Annotated in this window: 8 protein-coding genes; all 8 read left to right on the plus strand. The window is 64.2% G+C overall.

Annotated elements, in window-relative coordinates:
* Nucleotides 1-366: MotA/TolQ/ExbB proton channel family protein (locus RMO18_RS19675; protein ID WP_309668217.1), on the plus strand; the 366-nt coding region annotated here is incomplete at its 5' end.
* A 3-nt stretch (nucleotides 367-369) separates the two neighbouring features.
* Nucleotides 370-837, plus strand: coding sequence for a protein TolR (gene tolR, locus RMO18_RS19680; protein ID WP_309668218.1), 468 nt, complete (start codon nucleotides 370-372; stop codon nucleotides 835-837).
* Between the two features lie 6 nt (nucleotides 838-843).
* Complete coding sequence (locus RMO18_RS19685; protein WP_309668219.1) at nucleotides 844-1998, plus strand: cell envelope biogenesis protein TolA; 1155 nt, start codon at nucleotides 844-846, stop codon at nucleotides 1996-1998.
* A 101-nt stretch (nucleotides 1999-2099) separates the two neighbouring features.
* On the plus strand, nucleotides 2100-3431 hold the full coding sequence (tolB, locus tag RMO18_RS19690; RefSeq protein WP_309668220.1) for a Tol-Pal system beta propeller repeat protein TolB: 1332 nt from the start codon (nucleotides 2100-2102) through the stop codon (nucleotides 3429-3431).
* A gap of 81 nt (nucleotides 3432-3512) precedes the next feature.
* Nucleotides 3513-4037 (plus strand): peptidoglycan-associated lipoprotein Pal, encoded by a 525-nt coding sequence (pal, locus tag RMO18_RS19695; RefSeq protein WP_309668221.1) that lies wholly within the window; start codon nucleotides 3513-3515, stop codon nucleotides 4035-4037.
* Between the two features lie 4 nt (nucleotides 4038-4041).
* Entirely contained in the window at nucleotides 4042-4878 is an 837-nt protein-coding gene (gene ybgF / locus RMO18_RS19700) for a tol-pal system protein YbgF (protein ID WP_309668222.1), read from the plus strand.
* Nucleotides 4869-6092, plus strand: coding sequence for a tRNA lysidine(34) synthetase TilS (tilS, locus tag RMO18_RS19705; protein ID WP_309668223.1), 1224 nt, complete (start codon nucleotides 4869-4871; stop codon nucleotides 6090-6092). The genes ybgF and tilS overlap by 10 nt, the downstream gene beginning before the upstream one ends.
* A 77-nt stretch (nucleotides 6093-6169) precedes the next feature.
* On the plus strand, nucleotides 6170-7659 hold a 1490-nt coding region (gene ftsH, locus RMO18_RS19710; RefSeq protein WP_309668224.1), incomplete at its 3' end, for an ATP-dependent zinc metalloprotease FtsH.

Genomic DNA, 7659 nt, shown 5'->3' on the forward strand with positions numbered 1-7659 from the left:
GGCGCGCAGGCGCGGATCGACCGGGCGATGGATGTGGCGATCAACCGCGAGAGCGAGCGGCTGAACAACGGGTTGGCGTTTCTTGCGACGACCGGGTCGACCGCGCCGTTCATCGGGCTGTTCGGCACGGTTTGGGGCATCAAGCATAGTTTCGAGCAGATCGCGATCAGCCAGAACACCAACCTTGCTGTCGTGGCCCCCGGTATTGCCGAGGCGCTGCTGGCCACGGGCGTCGGCCTGATCGCGGCAATCCCGGCAGTGGTGTTCTACAACAAGCTGAATTCCGACAGCGAGCGCATCCTTGGTGGCTACGAGAGCTTTGCTGACGAGTTCGCGACGATCCTGTCACGCCAGCTGGACGCCTGAGCCGTGGGCGCGGGTGTCATCAAGGGTGGCGGAGGCGGGCGGCGGGGACGCAGGCGCGGCAAGGCGGCTGCGATGAGCGAGATCAACGTGACGCCTTTCGTGGACGTGATGCTGGTGTTGCTGATCATCTTCATGGTGGCCGCACCGATGCTGACCGTGGGCGTGCCGGTCAACATGCCGAATACCGCCGCCAGTGCACTGCCGACCGAGCAGGAGGAGCCGCTGACCATCACCATGACTGCGGATGGGCTGCTGATGATCCAGAACACCGAAGTGGCCGACGGCGAGATGATCCCGAAACTGCAGGCAATTGCGGCAGAGCGGACGTCGAAAAAAGTGTTCCTGCGCGCTGACGGCGCGATCCCGTATGAGCGGGTGGCGCAGGTCATGGGCGCTTTGAACGCCGGTGGGTTCAACGAGATCGGGCTGGTTACCGACGCCGAAGGGCCTGCCTTCGGTGGCGGCGGCTGAGGCGTCATGGACCCGAACGTGGACAGGGGCACGCTCTTTTCCGGCATCGGGCACGCGGCGCTGCTGCTTTGGGTCGTGCTGGGGGATTGGCTGTTTCAGGCGAGCCCGGCGCAAGAGGTGATCGTCACGCAAGTATCGATGATGACCAGCAAGGAATTCGACGCGATGCAGGCATCGACGCCGAAGCCGCAGCCGAAGCCTGAGGTGGTGCAACCGGAACCGGAACCGGTGGTTGAACCGGAGCCGGAGCCGGAAGTCATTCCAGAACCGGAACCGTTACCGGAACCCGAACCGTTGCCAGAACCTGAACCGTTGCCAGAGCCACAGCCACAGCCAGAATCTGACCTGCCGACCGCGGCGGAAGAGCAGCCGCTGCCGTCCACTTCGACCGAAGAGCAACCGGCACCGAAAGCTGCAGACATCGTCGCCCCTGACCCGGTTGAGGTGCCAGACGAGGCCGAGACCGCCGACACCCCGACCCCAGCGGTAAGTGATCAGCCGGCGGATGCACCCGTGGTGGAACAGCCCCCAACCGAAGAGACGGTGGCCGAAGACACGGGCGACGTCCTGCTGACCGAAGCCAATCAGGATCAGACAGAAGCGACGGGCATGACCACCTCGCCGCGCCCTAAGGTCCGGCCCGTGCCGCCGACCGAAGAACTGCCGCCAGAGCCGCCTGCCGAGGAACAGGTGGCGAGCGCCGAGCCCACGCCGGATGAAGCCCCCGTCGAAGAGCCGGTTCAGGACACCGCGAACGAAAATGCAATCGCCGCAGCGCTGGCCGAAGCGACCGCCGAGGAAACCAGCGCCGAGCCCGCAAGTGCCGACTTGCCGCAGGGCCCGCCGCTGTCGGGTGGGGAGATGGGTGACATCTCAAGTGCCATTGCACGCAAGTGGAACCTTGGTGCGTCGTCTTCGGATGCGCTGCGCACAAAGGTGGTCATTCGCGTCAGTTTCTCGCCGGATGGCAAGCCTACGAACTTTGAACTGATCGAGTCCGATGGCCCGACCGAAGCGGCGATCAGCAATCTTTTCCAGACCGCGAAACGGGCTGTCACGCGGGCCTATAGCGACGGCGGACTTCCGCTGCCAGAGGGCAAGTACGAGACGTGGCAGGTGCTTGATCTGGTATTCGATGCGAAGGGGATGGCGCTCAGATGATGTCGGAACCGAAACCCTCGGGGGGTTGTTTCATGCAAGCGTTCCCCCTTACTCCCCGCGCCCCGCACGGGCAAAAACATAAGAAACGGAGCACGAGGCCGATGAGAACAGTTTTCCAAACCCTGATGGCCGTGGCGTTGGGCCTTTCGCTGAGCGGCGTTGCTCCGGTGATCGCACAGAACGCGCCGCCGCGTATCGTGATCGGTCCGGGCGTGATTGAACCGATGCCAATAGCGATCACCGCGTTTATCGACGAAGGCGGTGCGGGAGACTACGCGCGCGAGATCAGCCGGGTGGTACAGTCGGACCTTGAGGGCACCGGGTTCTTCCGGGCGATCCCGGAGGATGCGCATATCAGCCGGATCACCAGTTTCGACAGCCCGGTGGCGTTTGAAGACTGGAAGGCGATCAATTCTCAGGTGCTGGTGACAGGGGCGGTTTCCGTCTCGGGTGACCGGATCACGGTGAAGTTCCGCGCCTATGATGTGTTCAACGGCACCACGCTGGAAGGGGCGGCACTGCAGTTTGCCGGCACCACGCAAGGCTGGCGGCGGATGGCGCACAAGGTGGCGGATGTGGTCTATGCCAAGATCACCGGCGAGGGCGGTTATTTCGACAGCCGGGTGGTGTTCGTGTCCGAGTCCGGCCCCAAGAACGAACGTCTGAAGCGGTTGGCCGTGATGGATTACGACGGGGCAAACGTGGCCTACCTGACCGACAGCGCGACGATTGTGCTGGCGCCACGGTTTTCGCCGACGGGGGACCGGATCCTGTACACCAGCTATGAGAGCGGTTTTCCGCGGATAACGCTGATGGATGTGGGCAGCCTTGAGCGGCGGTCGCTGGATGAACAGCCGGGCACGATGACTTTCGCACCCCGGTTCAGCCCGGATGGCGGCACGGTGGTGTTCAGCCTTGAACGCGGTGGCAACACCGACATCTATGCGCTGAATGTCGGCTCTGGCGGGCTGACCCAGCTGACCAACGCGCCGTCTATCGAGACCGCGCCAAGCTTTAGCCCGGATGGCAGCCAGATCGTCTTCGAAAGTGACCGCTCCGGCACGCCGCAGGTCTATGTGATGCCAGCAAGCGGCGGCGAGGGGCAGCGGATTTCGAACGGGCAGGGCCGCTACGGCACCCCGGTCTGGAGCCCGCGTGGCGACCTGATTGCGTTCACCAAACAGAACGCCGGGCGGTTCCATATCGGTGTGATGCGGTCTGACGGCAGCGAAGAGCGTTTGCTGACCGCGTCTTTCCTGGACGAGGGCCCGACCTGGGCTCCGAATGGCCGGGTGCTGATGTTCACCCGCGAAACCAGCGGCGCGGGCGGGCAGTCTTCGTTGTGGTCGGTGGACATCACAGGGCGCAACCTGAAGCAGATCCCGACGGAAGGCCCGGCATCAGACCCTGCCTGGTCACCACTTTTACCCTGAAACGTGACCCGCAGCCGATTCCCACGGCGGCGGAAAACTGTTAGAGTCCACGCAATCGAGCCAATAAGAAGGAAGAAATCCATGATGTTTGCACCTAAAGTCGTACTTCTGGTGGCGGCCCTTGGCCTTGCAGCCTGCAAGAGTCCTGATCGCTATGGGCAGGGCGGGGTGGATGGACCCGGTGGCGTTGGCGGTACCGGGATCGACACGACCGGTCTGGGTGACCCGAACAACCCGGCGTCAATTGCCTATTTCAACCAGTCGGTCGGCGACCGGGTGCTGTTTCAGGTGGATCAGTCGACCCTGACCCCAGAAGCCCGCACCGTCCTTGCGGGTCAGGCGCAATGGCTGATGACCAATGCGGGCTATGCCGCGATCATCGAAGGCCATGCCGACGAACAAGGCACGCGGGAATACAACCTGGCGCTGGGTGCGCGGCGCGCGGCGGCGGTGCAGAACTTCCTGATCAGCCAGGGCGTGCCCGCAAACCGGATGCGCACGGTCTCCTACGGCAAGGAACGCCCGATCGAAGTGTGTTCGACCGAGGAATGCTATTCCAAGAACCGCCGCGCCGTGACGGTGTTGTCGGCTGGCGCAGGGGTCTGACGCGATGCGGATGCTTCGCCTGATCGTGATTGTGATGCTGCTTCCGGTCGGCGCTTTCGCGCAGGACCGGGCGCAGACGCTGGCTGATATCCGCACCGAACTGGCTGCGCTTGCGGCCGAGTTCAACGCGCTGAAGGCTGAGCTTGTCTCTTCGGGGGCGGCCGCCAGTGGCGCTGCGGGCGGCGATGCGTTGCAACGCATGGACACGATCGAGGCGGAGCTTGCGCGCCTGACCTCGCGCACTGAGGAGGTTGAGCTGAAGCTGAACCGGGTGGTTTCGGATGGTACCAACCGGCTGGGCGATCTGGAATACCGGCTGTGCGAGGCGACCGAAGGCTGCGATCCGGCCACGCTGGGGGAAACCTCGGTTCTGGGTGGGGATGCCGGGGCAGCCCCAGTGGTTGCCGATCCGGTTGCCGTCATCGGATCGGATACGGGCACTGGCGGGGCGGAACTGGCGGTCGGCGAGCAGGCGGATTTTGACCGCGCCAAGGAAACCTTTGCCAGCGCCGACTATCGCGGAGCCGAGGCGATGCTCGCGACGTTTGTCCAGTCCTATCCCGGTGGGCCGTTGACCCAGGAGGCGCATTACCTGCGTGGAGAGGCGCTGACGTCGCTTGGCGAAACCTCGAACGCGGCGCGGGCGTATCTGGAGGCGTTTTCGGGCAACCCGGATGGGCCGTTTGCACCTGACGCGCTGTTGAAACTGGGCGAGGCGCTGGGGGCTTTGGGCCAGACGCCGGAAGCGTGCGTGACGTTGGCCGAGGTTGGCACGCGCTATGCAGGCAGCATTGCAGCGACGCAAGCGGGGGTCGCGATGCAGGGACTGGGGTGCCAGTAGACCATGGCGATGCCCGGCTTGTCGGGCTGATCAGGGCGACTGTTCCTGCGGACCAGATTGTCGGTGTGGCGCTTTCGGGCGGCGGGGATTCCGTCGCCCTTTTGCATGTGCTGCGACACGCCGGAGTACGGGTGGAAGCGGTCACCGTCGATCACCGCCTGCGCCCAGACAGCGCTGCCGAGGCGGCTGCGGTCGCCGCAGACTGCAGGGCGCTCGCGGTGCCACATATGGTGCGGGTCTGGGACCATGGGGCCGTCAGCGGAAATCTGATGGATCAGGCGCGGCGTGCGCGGATGGCGCTGATCGCCGATTGGGCGCGGAGGCGCGGGATCGGCGTGGTGGCGCTTGGCCATACCCGCGATGATCAGGCGGAAACGCTGCTGATGGGGCTGGCACGCGCGGCAGGGATCGACGGTCTGTCAGGGATGCGCCGCAGTTGGACCGAGGGTGGGGTGCGGTTCATCCGCCCGTTGCTGAAGGCCGGGCGTGAGGAGCTGCGAGACTGGCTGCGTGCTGCGGGTATCGGCTGGATCGATGATCCGACCAACGACAATGACCGATTCACAAGGGTGCGCGCGCGGGCGGTGTTACGGGCGCTGACCCCCTTGGGGATCACCACGGAAGGGCTGGCATCGGTGGCCACACACCTTTCCCAAGCTCAAGCGGCGCTGGAGGCACAAATGGCCGTGGCAGCCGATCAGGCGCTGCGGGAAGAAGCGGGATCGCTGGTTCTGGACCGGGCGGCATTTCTGGCGCTGCCCGATGAAGTGCGGCGGCGGCTGATCGTGGCGGCAATTCTGTGGGTATCGGGGGCCGATTATCCACCGCGCGGCGATGCCGTGGCCCGGGTGGACGCAGCAATCGCCAGGGGCGCGCAGGCGACCCTTTGGGGATGCCGGCTTGGCACGGGTCCGCGCTTCTTGCGCGAAGCAAAGGCTGTGTCTGCGGTTGTAGCGACCCCGGATCAGCTTTGGGACGGGCGCTGGGTTGTCGAAGGCCCCGTCACCTCCGATCTTGAAGTGCGCGCCCTCGGGGTGGCCGGGCTGCGCCAATGCCCGGACTGGCGCAAAAGCGGCCTGCCGCGCGAGGTACTGGCGGTGACCCCAGCAATCTGGCGCGGTGAAACCCTGATTGCGGCTCCGTTGGCGGGCTGTCCAAACGGCTGGTCGGCGCGGATCGCCGCACCCATTCACCTTTTCGGACTATCGCATTGAACCCTCGCTGCGAATGTCTATCTTAGAGACCAAGACCGCACCCCAGCCGGGGATGCGGATCATTTGGGAGAGGCTTCGTGGGCAACGCACGAAATATCGCATTCTGGGTCGTGCTTCTGGTGCTGATCATGGCGCTGTTCCAGCTGTTTTCCGGTGGGCAGGCGACGATGTCTTCGCGCTCGCTGACCTATTCGGATTTCATCGAACGGGTGGATGCGGGCCAGGTGGCCAGCGTCACGCTGGATGGCGAGCGGGTGATCATCAAGGGCAAGGATGGCAACACCTATGTCGCGATCAAGCCTGATGGCGAAGTTCTGACCGACCGTCTGATCGCCAAGGGCGTTGGCGTGCAAGCCGAAGAGCAGCAGCAGTCCGGCATCATGTCGCTGCTGTCGCTGTGGCTTCCGTTCCTGGTGCTGATCGGTATCTGGTTCTTCTTCATGAACCGGATGCAGGGCGGCGGGCGTGGCGGGGCGATGGGCTTTGGCAAATCGCGTGCCAAACTGCTGACCGAAAAGCAGGGCCGGGTGACGTTTGATGACGTCGCAGGGATTGACGAGGCCAAGGAAGAGCTGGAAGAGATCGTTGAATTCCTGCGCAACCCGCAGAAGTTCAGCCGTCTGGGTGGCAAGATTCCAAAGGGCGCACTGCTGGTAGGCCCTCCGGGCACCGGCAAGACATTGCTGGCGCGGGCAATTGCCGGCGAGGCAGGGGTGCCGTTCTTTACGATTTCGGGTTCCGACTTTGTGGAGATGTTCGTCGGCGTTGGCGCAAGCCGCGTGCGCGATATGTTCGAACAGGCCAAGAAGAATGCGCCCTGCATCGTGTTCATCGACGAGATTGACGCCGTCGGCCGCGCACGTGGCGTCGGCATGGGCGGTGGCAATGATGAGCGTGAGCAGACGCTGAACCAGTTGCTGGTGGAAATGGACGGCTTTGAGGCGAATGAGGGCGTGATCATCGTCGCGGCCACCAACCGCAAGGACGTGCTGGACCCCGCATTGCTGCGGCCCGGGCGGTTTGACCGCACGATCCATGTGCCGAACCCCGACATCAAGGGTCGCGAGAAGATTCTGAATGTGCATGCCCGCAAGGTGCCGCTAGGCCCGGATGTCGATTTGCGCACGATTGCGCGCGGCAGCCCCGGCTTTTCGGGCGCCGACCTGATGAACCTGGTGAACGAAGCGGCGCTGCTTGCCGCCCGCACCGGGCGTAGGTTCGTGACGATGATCGACTTTGAAAGCGCCAAGGACAAGGTGATGATGGGCGCGGAACGCCGGTCGATGGTGCTGACCGATGAAGACAAGGAAATGACCGCCTACCATGAGGCTGGTCACGCGATTGTCGGCATCAGCCTGCCGAAATGCGACCCGGTCTACAAGGCCACGATCATTCCGCGCGGCGGTGCGCTTGGCATGGTGATGAGCCTGCCCGAAATGGACCGCAACTCGTGGCACAAGGACCAGATGAAACAGCGGCTGGCCATGGGAATGGCCGGAAAGGCCGCCGAAATCATCAAATGGGGCGAGGACAGCGTGTCCAGCGGGGCCAGCGGCGATATTCAAAG

Source organism: Tabrizicola sp. (genome assembly GCF_031377265.1).
Classification (GTDB): Bacteria; Pseudomonadota; Alphaproteobacteria; order Rhodobacterales; family Rhodobacteraceae; genus JAUYQR01.

Excerpts from the sequence above, each read along its gene's own strand:
- RMO18_RS19685 (WP_309668219.1), top strand. The coding sequence starts at position 844 with ATGGACCCGAACGTGGACAGGGGCACGCTCTTTTCCGGCATCGGGCAC.
- tolB (WP_309668220.1), top strand. The coding sequence starts at position 2,100 with ATGAGAACAGTTTTCCAAACCCTGATGGCCGTGGCGTTGGGCCTTTCG.
- pal (WP_309668221.1), top strand. The coding sequence starts at position 3,513 with ATGATGTTTGCACCTAAAGTCGTACTTCTGGTGGCGGCCCTTGGCCTT.
- ybgF (WP_309668222.1), top strand. The coding sequence starts at position 4,042 with ATGCGGATGCTTCGCCTGATCGTGATTGTGATGCTGCTTCCGGTCGGC.